This window comes from Parasphingorhabdus sp. (genome assembly GCF_036568145.1).
Lineage (GTDB): Bacteria > Pseudomonadota > Alphaproteobacteria > Sphingomonadales > Sphingomonadaceae > Parasphingorhabdus.
Window position 1 is genome coordinate 26,355 of record NZ_DATCTC010000022.1, and the last position, 26,309, is coordinate 52,663.

The 26,309-nt window shown below is 52.9% G+C and carries 22 protein-coding genes and 1 pseudogene; 13 read left to right on the forward strand and 10 right to left on the reverse strand.

Annotated features, from left to right (window positions below; translation table 11 throughout):
- Position 1: 1 nt before the first annotated feature.
- Positions 2–289, reverse strand: a complete 288-nt coding sequence (gene traL, locus VIN76_RS07655) for a type IV conjugative transfer system protein TraL (RefSeq protein ID WP_332041246.1) — start codon at positions 287–289, stop codon at positions 2–4.
- A gap of 29 nt (positions 290–318) precedes the next feature.
- Positions 319–630 (reverse strand): hypothetical protein, encoded by a 312-nt coding sequence (locus tag VIN76_RS07660; protein WP_332041247.1) that lies wholly within the window; start codon positions 628–630, stop codon positions 319–321.
- A gap of 362 nt (positions 631–992) precedes the next feature.
- Between VIN76_RS07660 and VIN76_RS07665 the strand changes: the two genes are divergently transcribed.
- A complete protein-coding gene (locus tag VIN76_RS07665) occupies positions 993–1,484 on the forward strand; it encodes a hypothetical protein (RefSeq protein ID WP_332041248.1) in 492 nt (163 codons plus the stop codon).
- Positions 1,477–1,689 (forward strand): AlpA family transcriptional regulator, encoded by a 213-nt coding sequence (locus VIN76_RS07670; protein ID WP_332041249.1) that lies wholly within the window; start codon positions 1,477–1,479, stop codon positions 1,687–1,689. The genes VIN76_RS07665 and VIN76_RS07670 overlap by 8 nt, the downstream gene beginning before the upstream one ends.
- Before the next feature lie 258 nt (positions 1,690–1,947).
- Here the strand turns inward: VIN76_RS07670 and VIN76_RS07675 are convergent, their stop codons facing one another.
- Positions 1,948–2,352 (reverse strand): helix-turn-helix domain-containing protein, encoded by a 405-nt coding sequence (locus VIN76_RS07675; protein ID WP_332041292.1) that lies wholly within the window; start codon positions 2,350–2,352, stop codon positions 1,948–1,950.
- Between the two features lie 81 nt (positions 2,353–2,433).
- On the opposite strand from VIN76_RS07675, the gene VIN76_RS07680 reads away from it, so the two are divergent.
- From VIN76_RS07680 to VIN76_RS07725, 11 genes and pseudogenes are all read left to right on the forward strand, one after another.
- On the forward strand, positions 2,434–3,087 hold the full coding sequence (locus tag VIN76_RS07680) for a cation transporter (protein WP_332041250.1): 654 nt from the start codon (positions 2,434–2,436) through the stop codon (positions 3,085–3,087).
- The gene (locus tag VIN76_RS07685) at positions 3,087–5,033 is read left to right on the forward strand and encodes an FTR1 family protein (protein WP_332041293.1); all 1,947 of its coding nucleotides are present in this window, start codon (positions 3,087–3,089) and stop codon (positions 5,031–5,033) included. Before VIN76_RS07680 ends, VIN76_RS07685 begins: the two co-directional genes overlap by 1 nt.
- A 42-nt stretch (positions 5,034–5,075) precedes the next feature.
- On the forward strand, positions 5,076–6,641 hold the full coding sequence (locus VIN76_RS07690) for a multicopper oxidase family protein (RefSeq protein WP_332041251.1): 1,566 nt from the start codon (positions 5,076–5,078) through the stop codon (positions 6,639–6,641).
- Positions 6,642–6,844: 203 nt separating this feature from the next.
- Positions 6,845–7,063 (forward strand): hypothetical protein, encoded by a 219-nt coding sequence (locus VIN76_RS07695; RefSeq protein ID WP_332041252.1) that lies wholly within the window; start codon positions 6,845–6,847, stop codon positions 7,061–7,063.
- A gap of 214 nt (positions 7,064–7,277) precedes the next feature.
- On the forward strand, positions 7,278–8,468 hold the full coding sequence (locus tag VIN76_RS07700; protein WP_332041294.1) for a TolC family protein: 1,191 nt from the start codon (positions 7,278–7,280) through the stop codon (positions 8,466–8,468).
- A 211-nt stretch (positions 8,469–8,679) separates the two neighbouring features.
- Positions 8,680–9,831: an efflux RND transporter periplasmic adaptor subunit gene (locus tag VIN76_RS07705; protein ID WP_332041253.1), complete on the forward strand. Its 1,152-nt coding sequence runs from the start codon at positions 8,680–8,682 to the stop codon at positions 9,829–9,831.
- Positions 9,832–9,859: 28 nt separating this feature from the next.
- Entirely contained in the window at positions 9,860–13,129 is a 3,270-nt protein-coding gene (locus tag VIN76_RS07710; protein ID WP_332041254.1) for a CusA/CzcA family heavy metal efflux RND transporter, read from the forward strand.
- Between the two features lie 67 nt (positions 13,130–13,196).
- A complete protein-coding gene (locus VIN76_RS07715; RefSeq protein WP_414696310.1) occupies positions 13,197–13,481 on the forward strand; it encodes a DUF190 domain-containing protein in 285 nt (94 codons plus the stop codon).
- Positions 13,427–15,481, forward strand: a pseudogene (locus VIN76_RS07720) (heavy metal translocating P-type ATPase); the annotation flags it as partial. The gene VIN76_RS07715 and the pseudogene VIN76_RS07720, both read left to right, overlap by 55 nt.
- A gap of 481 nt (positions 15,482–15,962) precedes the next feature.
- Positions 15,963–16,220: a phosphatase PAP2 family protein gene (locus VIN76_RS16250; protein ID WP_414696308.1), complete on the forward strand. Its 258-nt coding sequence runs from the start codon at positions 15,963–15,965 to the stop codon at positions 16,218–16,220.
- A gap of 44 nt (positions 16,221–16,264) precedes the next feature.
- The gene (locus VIN76_RS07725) at positions 16,265–17,074 is read left to right on the forward strand and encodes a universal stress protein (protein ID WP_332041257.1); all 810 of its coding nucleotides are present in this window, start codon (positions 16,265–16,267) and stop codon (positions 17,072–17,074) included.
- A gap of 104 nt (positions 17,075–17,178) precedes the next feature.
- On the opposite strand, the gene VIN76_RS07730 is transcribed toward VIN76_RS07725, so the two are convergent.
- The 7 genes from VIN76_RS07730 to VIN76_RS07760 are packed head-to-tail and all read right to left on the reverse strand — an operon-like array spanning position 17,179 to position 26,303.
- Positions 17,179–18,801 (reverse strand): acyl-CoA dehydrogenase family protein, encoded by a 1,623-nt coding sequence (locus VIN76_RS07730; protein WP_332041258.1) that lies wholly within the window; start codon positions 18,799–18,801, stop codon positions 17,179–17,181.
- Between the two features lie 7 nt (positions 18,802–18,808).
- Positions 18,809–19,030: a hypothetical protein gene (locus tag VIN76_RS07735; protein WP_332041259.1), complete on the reverse strand. Its 222-nt coding sequence runs from the start codon at positions 19,028–19,030 to the stop codon at positions 18,809–18,811.
- The gene (locus VIN76_RS07740) at positions 19,020–20,099 is read right to left on the reverse strand and encodes a type II glyceraldehyde-3-phosphate dehydrogenase (protein ID WP_332041260.1); all 1,080 of its coding nucleotides are present in this window, start codon (positions 20,097–20,099) and stop codon (positions 19,020–19,022) included. The genes VIN76_RS07735 and VIN76_RS07740 overlap by 11 nt, the downstream gene beginning before the upstream one ends.
- A gap of 48 nt (positions 20,100–20,147) precedes the next feature.
- Positions 20,148–21,005 carry a ribose-phosphate pyrophosphokinase gene (locus VIN76_RS07745; RefSeq protein ID WP_332041261.1) on the reverse strand — a complete coding sequence of 286 codons (858 nt, stop codon included), beginning with the start codon at positions 21,003–21,005 and terminating at the stop codon, positions 20,148–20,150.
- Between the two features lie 2 nt (positions 21,006–21,007).
- Positions 21,008–22,531, reverse strand: coding sequence for a thymidine phosphorylase family protein (locus tag VIN76_RS07750; RefSeq protein WP_332041262.1), 1,524 nt, complete (start codon positions 22,529–22,531; stop codon positions 21,008–21,010).
- 5 nt (positions 22,532–22,536) lie between these two features.
- Positions 22,537–23,904, reverse strand: a complete 1,368-nt coding sequence (locus tag VIN76_RS07755) for an MBL fold metallo-hydrolase (RefSeq protein WP_332041263.1) — start codon at positions 23,902–23,904, stop codon at positions 22,537–22,539.
- Positions 23,901–26,303: a xylulose 5-phosphate 3-epimerase gene (locus VIN76_RS07760; protein WP_332041264.1), complete on the reverse strand. Its 2,403-nt coding sequence runs from the start codon at positions 26,301–26,303 to the stop codon at positions 23,901–23,903. Before VIN76_RS07760 ends, VIN76_RS07755 begins: the two co-directional genes overlap by 4 nt.
- Positions 26,304–26,309 lie beyond the last annotated feature (6 nt).

The window sequence follows — 26,309 nt, forward strand, 5'->3', positions numbered from 1 at the left end:
TTCAACCGGCCAGAAGTCGGCAACAGGAGGGCGGCGTGGCTTTCAATCCCAGAAACGATCCGGGCAGATACCAGTAGACAGCATGGAGGAGCTGCGCGCTTGCACCGCCGGACTTTGCTTTTCGAAGGGCAAACCAGGCGACAAATGCTAAAGCGATTCCTACAAAAATATGCTGCGCTAATATGCCCCAGGCGAACGGAATGATAAGCCCAAGAAACTCGTCGATCGTCCAAAAACCGATGAGTTCAGGATCATCAAGTCGCCGGGGTAGAAGATATCTGTCAGCCATGATGCCGCCCTCCTTGCCGGTCGCAGCCGTTAAATGACTGCCGTGACAACGGAGGTGACGATGGGAACGCCGGTCCCGACGCCGATGCCGACGCCTACGGGAACAGCAATTTGTCCCAATGAAAAGCGTCCCGAAGCAAGGCCGATCAGGCCAGCAGCGAGACTAAGGACGGTGATGATCTTGCCGCCTGAGCCTTCAAGGAAGTCGGTAAATTTTGCAAGCGCGGGATCAAATGTGTTATCTGCACCGGCATAGGCAGCGCCCGCACAGGCCAGCGCAATCGCGGCAGGGAGGATATAATCGGTAAGGCGGGTGCGTTTTGTCTGAGTCGTTGAGGTCATGAAAAATCACTTTCGCTTGAGAAACATGAAACAGCATGTGTTCGCTGTATGTTCTTTGTGCATCGGTGATCCGCCTGTAGGAAAACAGGAAATGGAAAATTAGGTGCCTTCCAAGCAAAAAGCGATATTCTGGAGGTGAGTTGGGTAGTGTTGACCAGCCGATGCGCTCGTTCGCGCAGGAACTGTTCAGGCCAGCGCAGGAGTTGTTCTCGTTTGAACAGAAGCTGTTTTCAACAGAACAGGAAACCCGGATTCGGTGATTCGCAATTTCCTATTTGTTCTTTTTATGTTCTTTTCATTTTCCTACAGGTGATTGTTCAAGATATCAGGTGATTCGTTCTCTTAATGACAGGATGAATGACATGACTGAACCCGATGGAATTTCCGAGGCGCAAATTAAGGCCGGTGTATCGAAGCTACTTCATGAGGCTGCTTCTACGTCAGGCCGCTCTCAAGTGTGCATTGCACGCGATGCCGAAATCGATCGGGGCACAATGCGGCGCATCCTTGCGGGGAAGCGCGAAGCCACCGTGAGTGAGGCCTTGCGTATATTATATGGTACGGGCGCCTCGCCGCATGCCCATTTGCTTCTTTATCTGGTTGCCGATCAGGACAGAGCCTCGCTGTGGATGCAAACCGACCTTGCTTTGTTTTTTGAACAACTGGTCCGTCATTTACCCGATGCCTTGGAAGCCCAGTTCGGTGATCACCTCCATGATGTCAAACCACGTTGGGCGAAGGGAACTGCCAAACGTGTAGCGCGATTGCTCGCTGAGCATATCGACTATCTTGCTCAAAAGGACGCTCTCTTGGGTGATGGCTTTGATCGGAAAAATGGAGTTGGAGATGCTTGATGCCGGATTGAATAAAGTTTCGAGGCAGCCGGTTATGCGGCTCATCCGGCTTAAAGAAGTGCAGCACCGCGTTGGGCTCGGGCGTTCCACCATCTATCGTTGGATGGATGAAGGAAAGTTTCCAAGGCCGCATACGCTTGGTGGGTATGTTGTTGCTTGGTTGGAGGCCGATATTGATTCATGGATCAGTTCAAAACTCGATTGAATCTGTCTGTTTGATGTTATTATGAGTATGCGAACATTTGTCGTTGGCTGGACAGATTTTCATGCTGCGCACTTCTCTTAACGATAGCTGTTGAAAAAACGATTATTCTTATGGTCATATTCCTTATGCGCAGCATATGATTTGGCGGTGAGATTCAAGGAAGTCGGCCAAAGCGCTATGCGGTCGCCGCTGCGGAGAAACAGTTGGGGCATAGTCTTGCATTTAAGTGGATCGATAAAACGCACCTTCGCCTGCCATCTAACCGACCGGCGGGTTCAAGCGATTTAGCGCACCTATGATTTCACAATGCTCGGCAGAACCTCCCGAGCATGAGGTTGCAAACAACTTAAGAGCATCCCGTAGCGATGTCAGTTGAACTATTTGGGTATCAATCTTTTCCAAATGCTCTTGCGCAATTTTTGCGGCCGCTTCGCAGTCTTGTTTTGGGCTATCTGATATTTCCAGAAGTGATCGTATTTCATCAATAGAAAACCCAAATCCGCGACTGTGACGGACGAATGACAATCTCCGAACATCGCTTTCCGCATATGTCCGCCTACCCGATGCCGTTCGTGCAGGTTCGGGTAACAGTCCTATATCTTCGTAATAGCGTACTGTGTTTACCTTGGTGCTGGTTTTTTGCGCTAGGTCACCGATCATCATATTGGTCAAATCATTTTCCTTATACGGCCTATTTAAATTAATGCTTGCTTCTACAGTAACTGGAGGTTGTAAGGCAAGCTCATGAGCATGGAAGAAACAGATGAATGCGGCTGCACAGGCGATCCAAAAAGAGCACAGGATGACCCGGCATATCGGCGGGCATTATGGATTGTCATTATCCTCAATATCGGCTTCGGCCTGTTCGAGATTGTCGGGGGATTTATCGCTGACAGCCAAGCTCTGAAGGCCGATGCGCTTGATTTTCTAGGCGATGGGTCGATTACCCTTGTTGGATTGTTTGCCCTTGGCTGGACTGCGGTAATACGGTCACGCGTGGCATTGATTCAAGGAATTTTTCTTGCCCTTTTGGGTGTCGGCGTCATCGGTTTTGCCATCTTGCGAGCGATAGACCCGGGGGTTCCCGAGGCCGGAATTATGGGAGCGTTGGGGTTTTTAGCGCTTGGCATAAATGTGGTGTCCGCCTTTGTTCTTTCGCGCTTTCGCGAGGGCGATGCGAATGTCCAGGCAGTCTGGCTTTTCAGCCGAAATGACGCGATTGCAAATGTCGCAGTGATCTGTGCGGCGGCTCTTGTGGCGTGGACTGGAAAATCGTGGCCTGATATTGCAGTGGCCGGGATCATCGCGGTCGTTTTCCTCCATTCCGCTTATCAGATTTTGAAAAATGCATTAATTGAGCTCCAAGAACATAAGACGTCGGCGGACCATCCGGCGTGATGTATCTTTTCAATCTTCGAATCGCTACTTTGTCCTTGCTGTTTCTATTTGCTGCCTGCCTGCCAGCTTCTGCCCAAGCCAAAGCGGGAGATGTCCAAACCATATGGCGCCTGTTGGACTATATCGCCGTTGATTATCCCGGCGCAGTCGAAGATGGAAAGGTGATTAGTGAGGCGGAATATGCCGAGATGATCGAGTTCTCAGAATCGGCTGCCAAGCGTATTGCGGAGTTACCAGCGGCAAGCGATCGTGCTGCGTTGATCGCACAAGCCAATGACATGAAAATTGCCATTGCCGACAAGGCACCAGCGACCAAGGTTGCGCAAGATGCCCGCTTGCTGGCGAATAATTTGTTACGCGGCTATCCCGTTCCGCTGGCACCTCACAATGCCCCTGACTTGCAGAATGGTGCACGATTATACGCCCAAAACTGCGCCAGCTGTCATGGACTGTCGGGCAACGGGCAAGGACCTGATGCGCAGGGCCTTGATCCAGCACCAATTGATTTCACGGATGCAGAACGCGCGCGTCAGCGCAGTCTATTTGGTTTGTATCAGGTGATCGGACAGGGCCTCGATGGAACAGCAATGCAAAGCTTTTCCGATCTGCCCGCGCAGGACCGTTGGGACCTGGCGGCATATACTGGCAGCTTTGCGTTCGGGGATATCGCGCGAGGAGAAAAGCTCTGGGAAAGCGATGCCTCCCTTCGCGCGCAATTTCCTGATTTAACAGCATGGTCGAGCATGACTCCTGCTACGCTTGCGCGCAAGATCGGGCCGGACAAGGCCGACGCTGTTTTCGCATTCTTGCGCAGCCATCCCGAGGCGATTGCAAAGGCTTTCGGTGGATCGCTGGACCTTGCTCGCACAAAATTGAACGAAAGCCTTGCCGCTTACCGCGCTGGAAAAAAGGAAGCGGCGAACGATTTGGCTCTTTCTGCCTATTTGGATGGGTTCGAGCCATTTGAGGCCTTACTCGGCACGCGCGATGCAGACTTGCTGAGCAGTATAGAACGATCAATGGCCCAGCTTCGCAATGCCATCGATAAAAACCGGCCCGTGTCCGACGTCGAAAATCAGATCAAAACCCTTAAAGTGCAATTTACACAGGCGGAGGCTATCCTTGTTCCTGACAATGCAAGCGGAGTATCGGCCTTTGTCGGGGCATTCACCATCTTGCTGCGTGAGGGACTGGAAGCGATCCTCATCATTGTCGCCATGATAGCATTTCTTCGCAAGGCCGAACGCCCAGAAGTCATGCACTATGTTCACGGGGGGTGGATCACGGCCCTCATTGCTGGCGGAATAACCTGGTTTGCCGCAACCTACGTCATCGGGATAAGCGGAGCCAGCAGAGAGCTCACCGAAGGTTTTGGATCGCTTTTTGCTGCTGCCATCCTTCTGTTCGTCGGGCTCTGGATGCACGGCAAATCGCGAGTTGATGAATGGCAGCGCTATATCCGCGAAACGATGAACAAGGCTCTGTCTCGAGGCTCGGCCTGGTTCCTATTTGGTCTTGCATTTCTGGTTGTCTACCGCGAAGTCTTTGAAACAATCCTGTTTTTCGCGGCGCTTTGGAGCGATGACACTGGTGTACCAATTATTGCCGGTTCGGGAGCAGCCGTACTGCTGCTTGCTGCTATCGCCTGGGCCATGCTGCGCTACAGTCGCAAACTGCAGATTAGAAAATTCTTCGCTTATAGCTCGGCTCTGATGATTGTGCTAACCGTGGTGTTGACCGGAAAAGGCGTCGGAGCTTTGCAGGAAGCCGGTATGCTTGATGTTACGCCGCTTAAGGATTTTCCGCGAATATCGATGCTTGGCATCTATCCAGCACTCCAGCCCATTTTGGCTCAGGTTTTGGTTGTCGCTGTTATTGGTCTGGGATTCTGGTTGATCGGCAAGGGACATGATGGTGAGCGGCCAAAGGATAGGCATACGGTATGAATGCCCTTCAAGCCGATAACATTATTATTAGGAATGTTTAACATGGTGAATAGACGGTCTGTGATTGGTGCCGCTGTGCTTGGCGGTGGAGTTATTGCAATTGGAGGCATGGCGACCCGCCAATTCATCGGAGGCCAGGGGGCCGCATCTGTGCGAGCGACTTCAGGTCGCTCTTTACTTATACCGCCGCTTTACTCGGGAGAACGGGAAAATGGCATCCGCGTATTCGATCTGAAACTGCAACGCGGTGTTTCTCAGTTTCTCGAAGGTGTGCAAACTCCGACGATAGGCATCAACCAATCCTATCTCGGCCCAACACTTGAAATGTATGCCGGGGAAACCGTTCGCATGAACGTCAGTAGTGACCTTTCCGAAACGGCTACCGTGCATTGGCACGGCTTTCACTTGCCTGCCCGTGCCGATGGCGGGCCGCATCAACCGATAGCGCCCGGCAGCACATGGTCGCCAAGCTTCGTGGTGAAGCAGCGGGCATCAATGTTCTGGTATCATTCCCACGCGCACCGTCGGTCCGGTCCGCAGGTCTATCAGGGACTGGCCGGGGCCATCTATGTTCGCGATGACGAAAGCGAGCGGCTCGACCTGCCGAATGACTATGGCGTCGATGATATTCCACTGATCGTTCAGGACCGCGCCTTCAACCGCGATGGCAGTTTTGCTTATTCTACATCGATGCGCGATGTCATGATGGGGATGATGGGTGATACTCTGCTTGTGAACGGGATCGTCGATCCGGTTTTCGAAGCCCGCAGCGACTTGTTGCGGATACGCCTTCTCAATGGCTCGAACGCGCGGTTCTATCGCTTTGGATTTGATGATGGGCGTCCTTTCATGCAGATCGGAAGCGATGGCGGTCTCTTCGAACAGCCTTATCGTACAAACAATGTCGTCCTCGCCCCGGGTGAGCGAGCGCAAATTGTCGTCGATCTGAGCGATGGCAGGCCAACTATCCTCCGTGCAGATAGCCTTGAAACCATGGGAATGATGGGGATGATGGGCGGCGGTATGGGAAACCGCGGTATGCGCGATAGTGGCGACCGGATGGGAGGAAGCGGCGGGCGCCGGGAAGGCATGATGGATGAACGACGACGCTTCACCGTGCTTAACATTCGGCCTGCAGCTCAAAGACGGCAGGCCATCGTAATGCCAAGCCGACTGATTGCACTGGCACCGGTTGAACCGGAAACTGCCATCAAGACGCGACGATTTATGCTTCAAATGGGCATGGGTATGAACATGATGCGCGGTGGCGGCTTTACGATCAACGGCAAATCCATGGATATGCAGCGCATCGACGAGACGGTAAAAGTCAACACGACAGAAATCTGGCAGATAGAGAATGCTTCGATGATGGCGCATCCCTTTCACATTCATGATGTGCAGTTTCGTGTGCTGGACCGCGATGGTCGTCAACCAGGTCCGCAGGATCGAGGGCTGAAAGATACAGTGGTGGTTGCGCCGCGTGAAGTCGTTCGAGTACTATTGCGCTTTGAAGAATATACCGATTCAGAACTACCCTACATGTATCATTGTCATATTCTCGAACATGAAGATGCCGGAATGATGGGGCAATTTTTGGTTAAGGCGTGAACTTTCGTGCTCTAACACAAGGGCCGTTTCATTTCGGATTTTGGTATTTCACTCGGAATAGAACGATATGAATATGTTATACTATTACACGCAACCCTTTAGAATAGTGACAGATTTTTAAAATTGTCTTGCTTTGAACGAGATCATCTTACAGTAGAAGCGGCATGATTGCCCGGCGTCTATCTCTATCTAAAGGATCAGCAATGATTCGCGGCATGGCGTTAGCCTTCATGCTGCTTGTCATGGGGATGAACTTCGCGGATGCAGCTGAGTGCGCACCCGATGCTTCGGAAAGCGAAGTTACCGAGATGGCAAATGGAACCCAAACATCCGATAATATTCCTGCTCCAGAAGAGCAGAGCAAACACGGCGTTTGTCCGCATGGCCATGCCACAACGGCAGTGTCACCGCTGCCCGGGTAGTAAATTGCGATATGTCGGCTAGTTTGACAAATGCCCGTTTCCACGGTGAAACTGATCAATTTGCGCTGTCTGCGCATTCATCCCGTTTAAAACGACCACCTCGCGTCTGAACTAATTCTGACTTGCGCCAGACTTAAGGCGTTATTTCAATTAGTTAAGCGAGGATTTCTCAAAAATGTTGAAGAAAATGGCGCGTCTGCGCCTCTGTGCGGCAATGATATTTGCCGCGAGCCCTGCCACTGCCGCTCTGGCGGAGGGTCAGAGTGTTAGTTTAAATGAGGCCTTAGTGCGCGCTGGAACTGAATCGCCTGCCGTGCAAGTTTCCCAAGCAGAGATTGATATCGCGCGCGGGAACCAAAAACAAGCCAGCCTCGGACCAAATCCCGAGGTCTCGGTAGACGTTGAAAACGTCGCCGGGAGCGGCGTTTTCAATGGCCTGCGTTCAACCGAATATACAGTTTCTGTTGGGCAACGATTGGAGCTCGGCGGTAAACGCGGTGCCAGAACACGTGCGGCGCGAGCGCAGACAAGCCTCGCGGAAATAGAAGCTGCAATTTCTCAAGCGGAATTGGCCAGCTCCGTGCGTCTGGCATATACAGAAGCTGTCGCCGCTCAGAGCCGCCTTGACTTTGCAACGCGCGTGGTCAGTCGCAACCGGGAACTGGCAAGGATTGCCAGCATCCTCGTTGAAACTGGCCGTGACCCGCCGCTCAGAGCATTGCGCGCTGACGCTGCGCTTGGCGAAGCGGAAGCAGCACTGGAAGCCGCAAGGGCAGAGGAATATTCCGCCAGATTACTACTTGCATCGCTTTGGGGCTCGCAAACACCACCTCAGAAAGTTGAACCGGTCTGGCTTAGTGGCGGCGACGTAGAATTTGAGGCTGACCTGTCCCAATCGCTGCAGATCAAGGCCGTGGAAGCGAACCGGGACGCTGCCAGTGCCATTGTCACGCGCGAACGCGCAAATGCTGTTCCGGATTTAACGCTGAGCGGCGGCGCCAGACGTTTTGAAGAAAGCGGGGATACTGCGTTCATCGTAGGTGCTTCGATTGCCATACCGTTTGGAAATCGCAATCAGGGCAGCATTCAGGCGGCAGAAGCAAGCGTTCGCGGAGCTGAGGCACGGCGCGCGCTGCGTTTGGTAGAGATCAACCGGGAATATAATATTGCCAGCAATCAACTGGAGGCAACGCAAAGCCGGGTGGAAACTCTGGAAAGCCAGACACTGCCCCAGGCTGAGGAAGCATCAAGACTGGCCCAACTGGGATATCAATACGGGAAGTTTACCCTGCTGGATGTCCTGGACGCAGCGGCGGCAAGAGACACTGCCGAACTCGGCCTGTTGGAAGCCAAAGTCGCACGAGCGGAAGCAGTGATATCGCTGCTGAGATTGGCTGCCAAATAGATGAAAATACTGAAAACAGATCGCGCGATAATAGTAGCTGGAATTCTGGTCCTGCTGGTCGCTCTCGCTGGTTTATTCATGGTGACATCCATCTCAGCAGCGGTCTCTGACTGTGGTCCTACTGGATCCAGTATTCCAGGTGACAGCTCCTTTCCGAACAACAAGCATTTGACCCACCTTCGGTCACTAAATTTGAACAAGGATCTATAAAATGAACAACAAGAAATGGATCATAATCACTGGCCTGGCCATCGCGTTTGCGGTTGTGCTGGGAGTAATTTTCAATGGCTCAACCGGCGGTAGTTCTGAAAATCAGGGCGCTGCCAACACCGTAGAAGAAAATCATTCCGAAGAAGAAGGCGTTGTCGAAATGACAAAAGAACAGCTGCGCGCCTCTGAAATCGGAATATTCGATGTGGCTCCAAGCTCGCTTGATGCCGAGATTATTGCGCAGGGTAGCGTTGCACCGTCTCCTCAAGGGCAGGCCATATTGAGTGCGGGCGCTGAAGGCAGGGTCACGAGCATCAAAAAGAGGTTGGGAGATGCGGTTCGGCGCGGCGAGACAGTGGCTACCATAGAGAGCCGCGAAGCCGCCGCAATTAGTTCCGAAGTTACATCGGCAGCTTCGCGGGCCGCGCTTGCCCGGTCGCAGATGAACCGGGAGCAGCGCCTCTACGATGAGAAAATCACCGCACGGGCAGATCTTGAAACGGCGAGAGCAGAAAATCAACAGGCTGCCGCAGAAGCAAGAAGGGCAAGCCAGGCGGCCACTGCGTCAGGTGTCAGCGGACGATTTATTGCTGTGCGTTCACCGATTGGCGGCCGGATAACGTCAAGCCCGGCAATTCTGGGCTCCTACGTGACCGCTCAGGATGAGCTTTTCCGTATCGCCAATCCGAACCTTATTCAAATTGAGGCGGCAGTTCCTGCGGAAGATGCGCGCAAGATCAGCACTGGAGCAGCGGCCACGGTCGAAACGCCCGAGGGTGAAATCTCCGCTCGGGTATTGGCGGTTACGCCAGCTGCCGATCCGGAAAACAGAGCGGCCATTGTCGTGCTTGCCCCTGCTTCAGGCGCCAGACTCGTCCCCGGAGAATATGTGCGAGTGCGGATACTTCAGCAGGCGACAAGCGCTCAGTCTACGGCATTGATTGTTCCCGCAGAGGCTGTCCAATCCGTCGAAGGACGCAACGTCGTGTTTGTAAAGACCAAATCTGGTTTCCGTGCACGGCCCGTTACGACCGGAGCGAAGAGCGGCGGTAGAATCGAGATTGTCGACGGTCTCAAGGCCGGTGAACAAATCGCCGGTAAAAATGCCTTTCTCCTGAAATCTGAACTTGGCCGCGGCGAAGCAGAACATTGATTAAAATATTCCAATTGGAGCAACGGCTATGATTGCACGTCTCGTCGAAATGTCCGTCCGCAACCGGTATCTTACCGTTTTGTTTCTTGCTGCGGTCGCGGCATTCGGAATCTATAATCTGGTAAATCTGCCAATTGATGCTGTCCCTGACATCACCAATAATCAGGTCCAGATCAACACTGTCGATCCCACCCTGTCGCCGCTCGATATTGAACGCCTAGTGACTTATCCGGTTGAAACATCGCTCTCGGGCATTCCAGGACTGCAGACGACCCGTTCTATCTCCCGCAACGGCTTTTCGCAGGTTACGGCAATATTCGACGATAGCGCCGACGTCTACTTTGCCCGCCAACAGGTCGCGGAAAGACTGACCACTGTTCGCAACAGCCTGCCAGCCACGGCCGAGCCGGCAATGGGACCGGTATCGACGGGTCTTGGCGAGGTTTTGATGTGGACGGTCAGCTATGAGCCGTTCCAAAAAAGAAAGACTTCGGGCGGTCCTGGCTGGCAATCTGATGGCTCTTATCTGACCCCTGAAGGTGAACGCTTGAACGATGAAGTCTCGAAGGCGGCGTATCTGCGCACGCTCCAGGACTGGGTAATCGGACCACAATTGCGCAATGTTCAAGGAATTGCCGGTGTCGACTCGATTGGCGGTTATGCCAAACAATTTGTTGTTACCCCCTCGGCGGCTCGGCTTTCTTCCTACGGTATCGGTTTTGACGATCTTTCCGAAGCGCTGGGAAGGGTCAATCTTTCTGTTGGCGCAAACTTTGTTGAACGCGGCGGTGAAGCGTTTCTGGTGCGGGCAGACGCACGACTCAAATCACTGGAAGAAATTGAAAATTCGATCATCGCGAGACGTGAAGGTATTCCCGTTCGCGTCCGTGACGTTGCATCTGTAAGCAATGGCGGCGATTTGCGAACCGGCGCGGCAACCGAGAACGGCGAAGAAGTCGTTGTCGGAACCGCATTGATGTTGCTTGGCGAAAATAGCCGTGCAGTTGCCGCTGCAACCGGTGATCGGCTTGCAGAAATCGTCAACACAATGCCCCCCAACATAAAATTGGAAGTCGTTCTGGACCGTTCGAAACTGGTCAATGCGACTATCAGCACGGTTGAAAAAAACCTGACCGAAGGAGCTTTGTTGGTTATCGTCGCGCTATTTCTGCTCTTGGGCAATTTCAGAGCAGCCCTGATTACCGCGCTCGTCATTCCCGTTTCCTTTGTGATGATGGCAATCGGAATGAATCGATTTGGCGTTTCGGGAAATCTCATGAGCCTGGGCGCTCTTGATTTCGGCTTGATCGTTGATGGCAGCGTTATCATCGTGGAAAATTTTCTGCGCCGGATGGCAGGCCGGCAACATGACGAAGGACGACTTCTGTCTCTAGGCGAACGACTGGAAGAAGTGATCGCATCAACAAGAGAAATGATCAGGCCTTCGCTATTTGGCCAGGCGATAATTTTGCTGGTTTTCGTGCCTTTGCTGACTTTTCAGGGTGTTGAAGGAAAAACCTTCTCGCCGATGGCCATCACCGTAATGCTTGCGCTTATATCGGCGTTTATTCTCTCACTGACCTTGGTCCCGGCATTATTGGCTCTGCTGATAAGCGGCCGCGTTTCTGAAAAAGAGGTTCGGATGGTGAGCTGGAGCAAAAGCAAATACGAACCGGCATTACGAAAAGCACTGAAATGGCCCGGACGGGCAACCTTGGCAGGGCTCGCCGTATTTGGACTGTCTATCGGCATATTCGGCTTTCTCGGTAGCGAGTTCATGCCGCAGCTGGACGAACAGGATCTGTCCCTTCAATCGATCCGAATACCGTCCACGTCGCTGGATCAGTCCGTTTCAATGCAAAAACAGATCGAGCGGGAGATTTCCAAATTTCCACAAGTCCGCTTCATGTATTCAAAAACCGGAACAGCTGAAGTGGCCAGCGATCCCATGCCGGTCAATATTTCCGATGCATTTATCATTTTGCGTCCGAAAGATGAATGGCCCGACCCGGCGCTTTCAAAGACAGAGTTGGTGGAACAAATGGAAGCGAAATTAGCCAATCTCATTGGCCAGAACTACGAGTTCAGTCAGCCTATTGAGATGCGCTTCAATGAGTTGATAGCCGGTGTGCGAGGTGATGTTGCCGTCAAGGTATTTGGCGACGATCTCGAACAGCTGTCGGCCACTGCCAATCAGCTTGCGACTGTTTTTTCGGGTATTGAAGGTTCTGCGGATGTCCGCGTCGAGCAAACCGAGGGCTTCCCGACATTGGACGTGCAGTTCGATAATTCGGCAATTGCAGCCCATGGTCTCACCGTTGATGAAGTCGCCGCAACCGTCAGCGCCGCATTGGGCGGCGCGGAAAGCGGGCTCGTATTTCAAGGCGACCGCCGGTTTGATATTGTAGTGCGGCTACCCGGCGAAGTGCGAAATGATATCGACGCTATCGGAGCGCTTCCGGTTATTTTGCCAGACAATGGTTTCGGCAAAACGTCGTCAGTTCCCCTGAGATCGCTAGCTACACTGCAAGAAACCGAAGGCCTAAATCAGATAAGCCGGGAAAACGGACAGCGGCGCGTAGTTGTGCAGCTCAACGTTCGAGGCCGCGATGTTGGCTCGTTTGTGAACGAAGCGAAGTCCCAAATCGATCGCGATGTTGCTCTACCATCGGGGGTATTCCTCGAATGGGGCGGACAATTTGAGAACCTTCAGGCCGCTCAAGCTAGAATCAATCTTGTTGTTCCCATTGTCGCGCTATTGATTTTCGGTCTGCTGGTGATGGCGCTGGGTAATTTCCGAATGGCTGTGGCCGTTTTCGTGACGGTCCCTCTCGGAATTGCCGGCGGAATATTCTCGCTAGCTGTAACGGGGTTGCCCTTCTCTATCTCGGTCGCTGTCGGCTTCATTGTTTTGGCCGGCGTGGCGGTGCTCAATGGACTTGTAATGATGACCGCAATCCAGGGGCGTCTTGAATCTGGCGTGGAACTTGTCGAGGCCATCTACTCCGGTGCAGTTGAACGCTACAGGTCCGTTCTAATGACAGCCATCGTGCCGTCCTTGGGTTTCGTTCCGATGGCTATTGCGACTGGCACTGGTGCAGAAGTGCAAAAGCCGTTGGCGATTGTGGTTATCGGCGGTTTGATCACCGCAACGATATTGACGCTTTTCGTGTTGCCCGCCGTGACACGGTTGATGCTTGAGCGCGAATTTCCCGATTTGAGGCCGCATATCAAGCGATTCACGCCCTCTTTGGACAAGTTTCCAATCCTGCAACGTTTCCGTCCAAAGCCAGAATGAGAAGGAGTGCATAATGCCAAAGCCGCAACAAATATCTCTCATGCGGATTTATACCGATGAAGCCGCAATGCATGGGGACGAGACGGTTGTTACCACCATTATTGCTCGGGCCAGGACTTATGGCCTTCGCGGAGGCACCGTCCTGAAAGGGATATTGGGGTTCTCTTCGTCTTCCATAATTCATGAACGTCATGCGTTCGGAATCGGCGATAACCCGCCATTAGTGATCGAATTAATCGATGCCAGGGCTCGACTGGAAGATTTCTACACTCAGCTAGACGATCTGCGAGGGATCGGGCTTGTCAGCCTCGAACAGGTCGATGTTCTCACCCGAGCGGCAGAACAGAAATGACCGATGAGCACCGCAAGCATTCAGAAAATTCGGATCACTCGCACGGAGGGCTAATCGACAGGCTGCTTGGTGGCCGTGCAGAAATGGTATTTGCAGGCCTTTGCGGTGCAACCCTTCTTGCCGGATGGCTGGGACCCAAAATCAATCTTCTGCCGGCGAGTATTGGGTTCTGGTTTTTGGTGGCGGCCTATTATTTCGGCGGCTATTTTACGATATTGGAAGCCTTCGAAAAGATCAGGCGTCGAAAATTTGAAATTGATTTTCTCATGCTTGTTGCCGCCGGCGGGGCGGCGTGGCTCGGGGCATGGGCAGAGGGAGCCTTTCTATTATTCCTGTTCAGCATCGGCCATGCACTTGAAAATTATGCAATGGCCCGCGCGCGCAATGCCATATCCGCACTGTCTGACCTTGCTCCCGAGGAGGCGGTGGTCCGCAGGGATGGAGAGGAATTGCGATTGCCCGTGGCCGAGTTGGTAATCGGCGATATTGTAATCATCCGCTCCAACGAGCGACTTCCAGCAGACGGTTTTGTTGTCAAAGGGGCGAGCAGCGTCAACCAGGCACCTATAACCGGTGAGAGCGTCCCGGTCGACAAGCGTCCGGTCGACAATGCTGTAGCGGCGGCCAAAGCGGCCGATAAAGTCAAATCCGAACATAGGGTTTTCGCCGGATCCATAAACGGAAGCGGTAGTCTCGAAGTGCAAGTCACCCGATTGGCGTCGGAAACCACTTTGGCACGGGTTGTCGAAATGGTGAACGATGCGGAGACGCGTCAATCGCCAACGCAGAGCTTCACCAATAAGTTTGAGCGGATTTTTGTGCCGGTTGTCATTCTGCTTGCAATCGTAACTGGGTTTTCCTGGTTGGTGATAGACGAGCCAGTCTCCGATAGCATTTATAGGGCGATGGCAGTCCTCGTTGCTGCCAGCCCCTGTGCGCTGGCTATTGCAACACCCAGCGCTGTTTTAAGCGGGATTGCCCGTGCAGCGCGGGGCGGCGTTCTCATAAAGGGCGGCGCGCCTCTCGAGATGCTGGGTAAGCTAGATTCAATCGCTTTTGACAAAACCGGAACCCTTACGATTGGCGAACCGGAGTTGGTCGAGACGGTGCCCTTCGGAGAAATTGGAGCAGACGAACTCATCGCAATTTCTGCCGCGGTCGAAGTGCATAGTGATCACCCTCTGGCGCAAGCTATTGTGCGTGCTGCAGCAAAACGCCTCGGAACATCGGATCTGATCGCTACAGATTTTCAGAGCATAACGGGTAAAGGTGTTTCTGCCAAAATCAATGGCGAAAACGTCTTTATAGGGAAAGCGGGGCTTTTTCTCAAAGATGATCAGGATGCGCTTCCTGAAGGTCTCGCTCAAAAAGTTACCGAAATGTCTTCACGCGGTCGCAGCACCATGATTGTCAGGCGTGGCGGCGAATTTCTTGGTGTTCTTGGCCTTATGGACACGCCACGCGCTTCGGCGTCTGAAGTGATAAACAAGCTCCGCTCGATCGGCATCACGCGGATGATGATGATTTCGGGCGACAATCAGAAAGTCGCGGACGCAATCGCTCTGGAAGTGGGTCTTGACGAAGCCTTCGGTGACTTGATGCCGGATGACAAGGTCGAGAAAATTGCTCAACTGAGCGATCATGGCGGAGTGGCCATGGTTGGTGATGGTGTGAACGATGCTCCAGCGATGGCCAATGCAAGCGTCGGAATAGCCATGGGAGCCGCCGGTTCAGACGTCGCGCTTGAAACGGCAGATATCGCGTTAATGGCAGATGATCTGGCAACATTGCCTTTTGCCGTTGGGCTCAGCAGATCAACAAGTGGCATTATCCGTCAAAATCTCTGGATCAGTCTAGGCGTGGTCGCCGTATTGATACCGGCAACACTCTTCGGCCTGGGGATCGGCCCCGCTGTCGTGATGCATGAAGGATCGACGCTTGTCGTGGTAGTCAACGCACTTCGGCTTCTTGGTTATAACGATATAAATCAGGCTGGATGAGTAGCGCCCATGTTCAGTCTTAGCGAAAATTCAGCCATCTCCCGCCAGGGGTCAAAATGCGAATAGCTCGAATTTTGGTTCCCCGAGCCATCGCGGCTCAAAGAATTGCGTTTTTGATCGGCGGCGTTTCGATTCTAGCTATGCTCTTTTTTGGCTCTGGTCGGAAGTCGCGGCAGGTCATTTAGCGAAAATAGACAACAGCATTTTGCTCGCGTTTCGCTCTTCGTCAAACCCTCACATATTGTCTGGTCCTGACTGGCTTCCAGATATTCTTCGAGCTATTACAATTTTGGGAGACTCCAAATTGCTGATCGTTCTTGTCATTTTGGTTGCTGCATATCTGGTTGTAAGAAGAACCTACTATTTTGCCTTGGCGCTATTGGCGCCGACTGTCGGTGGAATGGTGATCGTGTCGCTTCTAAAAGACCATTTTAGCAGATCGCGTCCCGAGGTTGTTGAGCACCTTACAACCTAATATTCCATGAGTTTCCCCAGTGGGCATGCGGCCAATTCCGCAATTGTATATCTAACGATGGCCATGCTGTTTACCCAGATCCGACCCGAACGGCATGCAGGGATTTACTTGGTGTCAGCGGCTTTGCTGTTGACTGCAACTATCGGAATTTCGCGAGTGGCTTTAGGTGTACATTGGCCAAGTGATGTTGTTGCGGGGTGGATGTTTGGATTGAGTTGGGGATATTTTTGGGTGCTGCTTACAACAAGCTTTAGGAAAAAATGATATCCTAAAGCAAATTATGTGGTTGGTTGGAAGGAATAAATATTATGCAGTCCGTGCTATGGTACATTGATGATCAAGGGCCAGATCCGTCAGCCCAAGCGGCGCTTGATGTAACCCGCGCAATCGAGGGCCATTTGAGTTGCCTCCATGTTTCATCACTCGGTTCATTTAATATGCTCGATGCTTATGGGGGCGTGGCGGCCAAGCACCGTTTCATTGTTGAGGCTCAAAAGCACGGAGAAAAGATCCGCATGCAGACAAAAGAGCGGTTAGACAAAGAGAATGTAAGATGGGATTTCAATCATATTGAAGGGGATCCAGTTACGGCTATAATACGTGAGAGTTCTTTGCGGGACTTAGCGATTCTGGGTCGGCCGCAAGGAAATTCTGATAAAAACCGACCAACAGCATTTTTTGGAGAGCTACTAAGTCACGTCCGGACGCCAATATTGTTTCAACCTTATGATTTGATTGGAATAAACCTTGCGCATCCGGCTATCATCTGTTGGAATGGGAGTATCGAAGCTGCCAATGCATTACGCTCATCGCTTCCCTTGATCAAAATTGCGAGTGAGGTCCATATCGTATCAATTGATGAAGATAAGCCAACCGAACTTCCGCGAGATGCGGCTTGCAAATATCTCGCTAATCATGGTGTGGATTCGCACTTGCAACTATTGTCATCGCGGAATTCTCATCCTTCGGATATTCTCATATCTACGGCACAAAATCTGCAGGCCGGTGTTATGGTCGCCGGGGCTTTCGGGCGGAGCCGAACCCATGAATATCTGTTCGGCGGTGTTACCCGAAATTTGCTTCTAAATTGTCCACTCCCGTTGTTATTGGTCTCTTAGCTTGATCTGATCGCTCTTGGAAGCAGGGTTTTACCTTGTTGGATGGGTAACAACCAAAGACTATAGTGTTAAAAAACCTTCGATAACCGCTCATTGCTGGTTCACTACTCTAAAATTGACGGCATGGCTCTTTCAATGATGGACCGCGTGTCAATGACAGCGCCGGAAGCACCAAAAAGATAGCTGGGTCGATCAAATCTTAACTTGCAAAAAGCTTCAGCAACGGGATTGTCCGCATTTATGAGCACTGCTGCCTGAGCGGTTATTGCAAGACGTCCGACGATGTTTCGGGCATCATGCTCCACCAGGCTACCAAATTCCAGAGTTTTCAGGTGATCGTCATAGGAAGGATAGCGTTCGCGCGCAGAAAACAGAAAATCCCGCAGACCTTCGAGCGCTTGCGGTTCACGTTCCATTGCGCGCAAGACATCCAGCGCGATGACATTTCCTGAACCTTCCCAGATCGCGTTTAGAGGGGACTGACGGAAAAGGCGCGGCATCGGACCAGTTTCGACATAGCCTGTTCCGCCCAGACATTCCATTGCTTCATACACCATCGCGGGCGCACGCTTGCATACCCAATATTTTGCAATAGGCGTAAGCAGACGGGATAGCGGGTCCGCCATATCAAATGTTGCAGCGACCTGGAAGGCGAGAGCGGTGGCGGCTTCGCTTTCTACAGCGAGATCGGCCAGAACGGACATCATTGCCGGTTGCTCGATTAACTGGCGCTGCATGACGGTGCGATGAGCGGTATGCCACAGCGCTTCGGCAAGTGCGGCCCGCATCGTGGAGGCTGAACCCACGATACAGTCAAAGCGGGTGTGCTGAACCATCTGAATAATGGTTTTGACGCCTTGACCCTCTTCGCCAAGCCGCTGCGCATATGCATTATGATATTCGATCTCGGAAGATGCATTAGAGCGATCACCAAGCTTGTCCTTGAGCCGGATTACGCGAAACCCTGCGTTACGCTGGCCATCAGGCGTCCAGCGCGGAACGATAAAGCAGGTCAGACCATTATCTGTGTAGGCTAGCGTCAGGAATGCGTCGCACATCGGCGCAGAGCAGAACCATTTATGACCCGTAAGATGATACGCACCATCTGCATATTCAGCACGCGTCGTATTCGCCCGGACGTCCGATCCCCCCTGTTTTTCGGTCATCGCCATTCCGATTGTGACACCCTTTTTTTCAGGTGCTGGTCGGACAACGGGATCGTAAAGTGACGATGTGATCCGCCCGATCCACTCATTTCCGACATCTGGGTCACGTTTCAAGGCGGCGACGGCGGCGTAGGTCATGGTCATGGGACACCCGGTGCCAGCATCAACTTGCCCGAGCAGGAAACTCAACGCTGCGTGAAGAACATGGCCTGCTTCGGTTCCATTCCAACCGGCGGCGGCCACGCCTTCGCCGAGGCCAAGCGTCATCAGTTGATGGTAGGATGGGTGGAATTGCACTTCATCGATCCGTCTTCCTTGACGGTCATGGGTGTCAAGCACGGGCGGGTTTCGGTTGGCCGCTTCTCCCCAGCCAATGACTTCGCTGGAACCAGTGCGTATGCCAAAGCTGGTAAGTCGTTGCTTGTGAACTTCGCCTCCCGCCATTTTGACTGCATCGACCAGCGCCTGATCTGAGCCAAACCGGTCAAATGCTTCTAGCGTGGGCGGTTGGTTTGTAACCTCATGGCTTTCAAGACTGTCTATGGGGCGTAGAGAGGTCATGACGATATCATTTCTTTGCAGGTTTTTTGCTGGTTTCGCGGCGACCTGGGTTTCTTTGCACATCATCTCCTTGGTCAATGCCGAGCGTCCATGCCGGCGGGTCGCTGGCAGGGAAGCTTTCACGCAGCGCTTCATCAACCATATCGCTCTTTTTTTGTAACGCTATTTTCCGTCGACTATTTACCACTTTCAGCTCCTCAGATGAGATCATACCGATGTCAGCCATCATGGCCCAAGCTTTTTTGTACGGCCCATTGGGGTATAACAAGATCGCCAACCCCCAGAGATTCGTTCGTTTTGGCGATTGATACGGCAGGGTCCTGCTCATTGCCCGCAAGTGCGCGTATAGCATCAATAGTCTCCGGGATCACGATGGCTTGGTTATCAACCATATAGCTAAAATATAGATCGGTTCCGTCAACTGTCAGCAGATCACGCCATATCGCCACTTCATAGAGATTGGCGTGGCGACGTCCATTTTCAGCCATCCACTCCTTCACCACATTTATTGCCGATAGTCCCGTGCGGCTGTCGATTAGCAGTATCCGCGATGATTGGGATAGCGCGTCAAGAACAGCCGCTTTTGTGGCCGCTCTCGCCATTTCGACGTACCAGGTGTGAAGATGAGCGAGCGTTTCGGGCACCCGGACTGCGATCGTTGTGACATCGAGATCCGGATCAACAAGTCTGGCATCAGGCCCCTGATGGCTCGGGACTTCGGGCTCGGGAACAAGCGTATTCATGATGCCGCCAAGATGGCTTTCCCATGGGTCGGTTGCGCGGCGCATCAGTGTTCCGCGCGCTTTCTTCAAGAGGCCCGCGTTCTTGAGGGTTTTCAATGTGCGAACGATAGACGTTGTATTGCAGCTAACCACGCGCGTTGCGCTGCGTCCGATCGTACTGGAATAGCTTGATTCTGCTACAAAGGAATGGCCGGTTACATCATGTTTTTCACCGCCTTGAACGATGAAGGGCCGCTTAAGTTTGCGATATAATTCGGCATTCTCAGCGCCTCGGTGCTTGGGCGTACAATCGACAATGATGTCGCTTGATTCCACAAGATCGGTCAATAGTCCGTTAGTGGGTAAGCCTGCCGCCTCCATAGCTGCGCTGGCTTCTGCTGTGGCCGCGAAAAGCGGGATGCCCTGGCTTATAATCTGGGCAATGCGCCAATCTGTCGCGACATCAGCCACGCCCGATAGTATCATGTCGGACTGTAGTCTTATTGCGGTGGCCGTGCGGCTACCGATCACGCCATATCCGACAATTGCGACTTTGATCTTATGATCGTCTGCCATTTCTCTATCTCTTTCCAATCCAGTTAAAAATGTTGCCCATGCCTTGAGCTACAAGAGCAGTTCTGCAATCCCGATCCGGGATGTTTCGTGCGGAACGGCGTCTGTCGAGATGATATCTTTGGCAAGTTGGTTTAGCTGCCAATAGGTGCTGCCGGTAAACAGGGCATGCACAGTCAATATATAGGGTCTAGGGAAACCCCGCGCGATCAGGGCTTCGGCGGTTTCGATCATCGTTCGCCCTGATGAAATAATATCATCGACAAGCACCGGAGCCAGGCCTGCATAATCGCTCAAGTCCGGCACCAATATCTCGACCTCGTGATCACCGAGGCGGTTTTTATTGAGAACGAGGCGCTGTGCGCCTGCTCGTTCTGCAACAGCCTCAACCCATTGCTGGCTTTCGGAATCAGGGCCCACCACGAGAGCATTCTCGACATTGTCCCTGATCCAGTCGGCTAAAAGGGGCGCAGCATGTTTGACCTTGGTTGGTATGGTGAATATTTCTCCCAGATCCGCTATTCGGTGCAGATGAGGGTCAATCGTGATCAAACTGTCGAAGCAATCTGATAGCAGCTTGGCAAAATGCGTGGAGGATATGGATTCCCCCTCCTGAAATCTCTTGTCTTGCCGCATATAGGCCAGATAGGGCGCAATGAGGCGCACGGTTTTTGCGCCCAGTTCACGCGCGGTTTTCGCCGCAAAAATAAGCTGCAGTATCTGATCATCGGGGCGAGCGAGGGTGCAAACAAAATCCACATCTTTCCCCGTCACATCATCGGTCAAACGAATATAAGATTCCCCGTCAGGGAAGTGACGGGTTTCCAATGTACCCAGCGCGGAGGAGGATAGTCTGGCAAGATCGGCCGCCAAGGTTTCATTGCCCGGCAAGGGGATAAAAATGCGCATGGTTACTCCTCTATTTTCAATATATCTGGATTGGCAGCAGCATATTCCAGCGCATAATCCAGGGCGCCCTTGGCTTCGGCATGGACCGTGAATAGTGGCTGACCGTTTGTAACATGATCGCCCAGGCGGAAATGCATCGCAAGACCAGCAGCCTTTTGGCGCGGGGCTCCGGCCAATTTTGCTAATCGCGATAATTTACGATTGTCGATGGAGGATATCTTGCCGCTGCTCTGCGCCAACAGGGGGCAGGTCAATGGAGCGACCGGGGGCGTGCGCATGCCGCCTTGCGCCTCGCAAATCGCCTGAAATTTGTTCCATGCCCGGCCATCAACCAAGGCGGCCTCCGCCGCAGCAAGCCCGCCACCATCGTCCACGTGATTTGCCAGCTCCAGAGCCTGTGCGGCAATTAATATTGCCCGCTTCCTCAGGTCTTGCGGTGCATCCGGATTGTTTTGCAGGACAGATAAAATGTCATGCGCCTCAAGGGCAGGGCCAATGCCGCGTCCCACAGGTTGAGAGCCGTCTGTAAAAACACATCGTGTCTCCAACCCAAAATTGGCCGCGACAGCGGAAAGATGCTCACCCAATATTTTGGCCTTGTCCAGCGAACGGACTTTGGCAGTCAGACCAACCGGTAAGTCAAGGACGACATGGGTGGCACCGGCAGCAATTTTTTTAGATAAAACAGATGCGATCAACTGTCCTTCTGTATCAATATCAAGAGCCCGCTCGATGCGGATCAAAATATCATCTGCCGGGCTGAGATTGACGGCGCCGCCCCAGGCAATACAGGCGCCTTGCTCTTCCACCACGCGGCGCATTTGATCGATATCCAGATCAACCGGGGCGAGCGTTTCCATCGTATCGGCAGTACCTGCAGGAGATGTAATGGCGCGCGATGACGTTTTTGGCATTGTGAAGCCCAGACTGGCAACTATCGCCACGACAATCGGTGTGGTGCGGTTGCCCGGCAATCCGCCGACACAATGTTTGTCCAGGATCATCGGAGCGTCCCAGGACAACTGTTCTCCTGCGCCCACCATTGCCTTGGTCAAATGACATATTTCTTCGATGTCGAGCGGGAGAGCCGAGCAAGTCGCTATGAACGTTGCCAGATGTATATCTGCATAGCGTCCAGCGGCAATATCGCCAATAATGCCCTGAAAGGCCGGTTCGTCCAGGCGCCCTCCATAAATTCTGCGTCTGATATCTGCCAATGATCCTATAGTCGGCGCATGGCTAACTGCAATATCCGTCCCATCTTCAACCCCAAGTTTCGTCCAGGCGGCCTCTGATAATCCAGCTTCCCCTGTCGTTAGCCAGTCATTTTCGACCTGGTAGAGTGTTGCGAGAATTTCACGTCCCGAGACAGACGTTAAACGTACGCGCGACCGGGAAGTCAGGCCTTCCGATATGCAAACCGGACAATCGGTGCGCATAAGCACGATCACCTCATCCTGGGTGTAGAGACTGAGACGCTTTGATTTCAGCAAATTATGGGCTTCAATGTGGTTGCCGGTCGACATGACATTTAACCTTCCAAAAAATAACGATCAGTCGAATCAACGACGGTGCTGTTCCAGCCCAACTCTTCTCCAATCCGCATCCGCAAAGCATCTGAGGCCTTAGGTTCTCCGTGCACCACAAAAGTTCGGGCAGGAGCGTGCTTGAATCCGGACAGCCATTTCAGGATTTCGTCTGAATCTGCGTGGGCCGATAAAGCCGGAAGGCTTGCAATTTCAGCGCGTATCGGAAACCATTGGCCGAACATCTTGACGCTTTCCGCCCCGTTCTGCAGTTTTTCGCCGCGCGTTCCCCCCGCCTGATAGCCTGAAAACAGGATTGTGTTTCTTCTGTCCTGGCCAAAGGCCTTGAGATGATGGAGAACGCGCCCGCCGGTCAGCATGCCGCTCGCCGCGATCACGACCTTGGGCGTGGTATCACGCGTTATGCGTTTGGAATCATCGACTTCACGCAAATAAGTTGCGATGTCGCAAGACTGCTTGCAAACGTCTGGCGAGAGGCGATGATCATCCAGATGGCGGCACAGCAAATCTGTTGCGTTAATCGCCATGGGACTATCGAGGAAAATCGGAACGATTTTTATTCTTCCGGCCTGTTTTAGTTTCCACAGATAATACATGATCAATTGGGCGCGCCCGACTGCAAACGCGGGAATAACCACCGTTCCGCCCCTTCGGACCGTTTTTTCGATGACGTCTCCAAGAGCTTCCATTGGGTCATTTTTGGGGTGGGTTCTGTCTCCATAGGTCGATTCCACAAGCACATAATCGGCCGCCGCGACGGGCTCGGGATCGAGCATGAAGGGATCACCGTAGCGCCCAATGTCCCCCGAAAAGACGATTGTCTTACCGCCCCAATGAAGCTCGGCATTGGCCGCTCCCAAAATATGCCCGGCTCGGCGCAGCTTGACCTGTCCGCCACCCGGAAGTTCAATTTCCTTGTGGAACGGGATGGGCCGCAACTGTTTCAGGGCAGCTTCGGCATCTTTGATGGTGTACAGCGGCAGCGCGGGCGCATGTTTGGTATATTTGTGCTTGTTCGCCAGAAAAGCGTCTTTCTCCGCGATGAAAGCGCTGTCTTTTAAAAGTATTTCGCAAAGATCAGCGCTTGCTGATGAACAGAAGATTGGGCCTTCAAACCCCTCGCGGACTAATTTCGGAAGATAGCCGCTATGATCGAGATGCGCGTGGGTGAGAATAATGGCATCGATGCTTTTTGGAGAAACCGGAAACGGTTTCCAGTTGCGCTCGCGTAAGGGTTTATATCCCTGGAAAAGTCCGCAATCGACCATGATCCGGCGTCCGTCATTTTCGATAAGATGGCGAGATCCGGTTACCGTCCCGGCTCCGCCAAGACTATGCAATGTGAGCGTCATACGATTTTCTCCTCATTTTTTGAGCCCGATGAGTCTCGCCGCAATATCTGCGGGTCACCCTGCTCGTCGACGGCATCCAATTCTTCCTGTGATAGGAGGGAACCCCGATCGATTTTGAGCAAACCTGCAGCGGAGGCGACCGCATGCGCCCAAGTGCAACGATTGGCGAACAACATGCCAAAAACATCCAATGTGCCGCCTCTGGACAAATATCCCAACGCTTTGGTTTGGCTCGGCCCGCCATCAAGCCGCCTCAATAGACCCAACATTGGCTCCGGTCTCGTGTGCGAGATTATTATCCGCGGAAGATTTGTGGGAAACAGCACATGCAAATCTTTGTCTAAAACAGCATATTTCCATTCGATCTCGTCGCGCGCCTCCCGAAACCGCCCCGGTTCCAAAATGACCGTAATTGAGCAGTTTATCCCGCGTTGCTCGAGCCGTTCGCGCGCCTGTCTTGCTTGTTGCAATTGATAAGCGCCGATGGCGACCAGTTGTACCTGCGCGTTTGTAGCATCGCCCTCAAATTGTATTGCGCCCTTCGCCATCGCAAATTCAGCCTGTTCACCTGAAAAGAGGATTGGCACATCGCGCTTGGCGGTTACCAGGCACGCAATTTGGCCATGCGTTCGGTAGACCGAGCGCAGCGCTGCAACCGCGCTATTGAAATCAACAGGGAATATAACGCGAGATATATCTGACATTTCCCCCAGCAATGCTTCGGGCAATGTCGGGTCTTGATGCGACTGCTCATTTTTTGCGTTTTCCCAAGTGTGGGAGGTTGCAATGAGTGGAACGCTGATCCAGCCTGGTGGCTGGAGCAGTTCGTGCTGGCGGCGCGAGAAAATTATTTCCTGTCGCAATGCGCCAAGCATTTTCATCGCAAAAGCTTCGTAGCTCACAGCGATATTGATCCCGCCTTTGTTACCCAAGGCCGCACTGATAACCGCTTCTTCGTTGAGTGCCGTTATGACGGCTCCATCAACCGCCTCCGGAGTCCCAGATTCAGGCAAGTTCACGCGGTGGTGCAGAAGCTCAAGCGCGCGCGGCATGTGGTTGCTTCTTAGCTCGTCTGGATTGCCAATACGTGGTCGTAGCTTCGGGTTGGCGCGGACAATATCGACAAAATATTCATCGATCGCATCCATCGCGCAGCGTTCGCGCTGACTATTGACATCGGTCCAATTTGGCACGGGTAGGCTGGGCAGTTCGACGATCCGGCGTGCTAGTGGATTCTGACTTTCTCTTGGCCGAGACTGCTGGTCATGGACCGCCAAAGCATTAACGGCTGTTTCCAGCGTGTCAGCCGGGACAAACAGCTTTCTAGCGCCTTCGTGAAATTCAGCTCGTGCGGCTGCATTTTCGGACGGGTTTCCCGAAAGTGGCAGGTTATGGGATCTGTTGGTTCCAGCTCCCGGAAAGCCAAATCCTTTTGTGCAGCGTGCGATAATATAGGGAAGGGGAGCTGGATAGGCTTGCTTCAATCTAATAAATCGCGTGAGCCTTTCTTCCGCTTCCAATATCGCCATCGCATAGGCGAGAGGGTCATGACCGTCGATCAGTATTGGATCATATCCTGCGAGGCGAAGATGAGCTTCAAGCCATTCAGCCCCGCCTTCCTGGCCGATTTCGGTTCTCTGCTCAATCCGCCGGCCATTGAGGACCATGATCGGCACCGCCAAACCGCTATCTTCGGCTCGCCACCAGCGCGGAGACCAGTCGGACCCGCGCTGTTCTTCAAATGCGCCGTCACTCAAAAAGGCAACAAGGCGCTCTCCCGGCAGCGGCATATGGACATATTGGAGTTCGGAAAAGCCCAAATAGCCGCCTTCTGAAACACCGCCGGCAGTGTTTGGGCCGACATGGCTCCCCAGCGGTACCGCGGGTCTTCCATCAGCGCTCATCGCATAGCTGTAAAAGTCTGAAACGAGACGGGAAAGCCCGGTCTCGCTGCGCTCATAACGACCGATTTGTGCAGGGGACAAGTCCCCGGTCAGCGTGTTGATTGCCTCTATTGCAGCAACACAGTGACCCTGACCAAGCGTCCAGGCACGCGTGTGTCCAGACAGGGCGTTGGCAAGTAAATAGCCAACAAACCCGATGGCAACATTGAGGGCGCCGCCAGTATGACCTTCAGGGTTTCGTTTAAATGCGTCTGCCGGCAAATCGGTACCGCTCATATCAACCCGGGAGGCATAGGTCATATGGGCGGTGAGCCACATCGCGGCGTTGGCCAATCGGTCGGCCGCTACAATCAATGTCTCTGCTTGGGCGGAATCCGTAAATCCTTGCCAGTACTGACGTTTTGCGAAAAATTCATCTGTACGCGCAATTGTTGCAGCGCTGTGCTCGATGACGCCAAATCCTGTGCGCCAGTCGTTTGATATGTTTTTTGTCAATGAAAA